The organism is Enterovibrio makurazakiensis (genome assembly GCF_050336585.1).
In the GTDB taxonomy this organism is placed as follows: domain Bacteria; phylum Pseudomonadota; class Gammaproteobacteria; order Enterobacterales; family Vibrionaceae; genus Enterovibrio; species Enterovibrio gelatinilyticus.
The window spans coordinates 1-647 of the sequence record NZ_JAKJSE010000069.1 but is presented as its reverse complement, the minus strand read 5'-3'; the positions used below and the strand labels follow the sequence as shown (position 1 = coordinate 647).

Genomic DNA, 647 nt, shown 5'->3' with positions numbered 1-647 from the left:
AATGACGTTATCTATGGTCAAGACGGCAATGACACCCTCTCCGGCGGGACTGGCGACGACGGCATTGACGGCGGCACGGGTCATGACCGTGTGTACGGTAATGACGGTAATGATGGCCTAAGCGGCGGCGAAGGCAACGACTACGTCAACGGCGGTAACCACAATGACCGTATCTATGGCAACAACGGTGATGACCACCTCGTCGGCGAACACGGTAACGATCTCCTGGTTGGCGGTCACGGTAACGACACCCTCGAAGGCGGCACCGAAGACGACAAGCTGTACGGCGAATGGGGCAATGACACTCTGAAAGGCGGTGCAGGCCACGACGAAGTCTATGGCCAAGACGGACACGATCACCTCACCGGTCAAGATGGTAACGACCTAATCAAAGGCGGTACAGGCAACGACACCATCGGCGGAGATGGCGGCAATGACACCATTTACGGTGAAGATGGCAATGACCGCATCTGGGCTGGCACCGGTGATGATGCAGTAGACGGCGGCACCGGAAATGACGTTATCTATGGTCAAGACGGCAATGACACCCTCTCCGGCGGGACTGGCGACGACGGCATTGACGGCGGCACGGGTCATGACCGTGTGTACGGTAATGACGGTAATGATGGTCTAAGCGGCGGCGAAGG

1 protein-coding gene is annotated in these 647 nt (G+C 58.0%); it reads left to right on the top strand.

Annotation, left to right across the window (positions count from 1 at the left end; all coding sequences use genetic code 11):
* The coding region (locus tag L4D06_RS25485) for a calcium-binding protein (RefSeq protein WP_429742257.1) at positions 1–647 on the top strand (647 nt) is incomplete at both ends.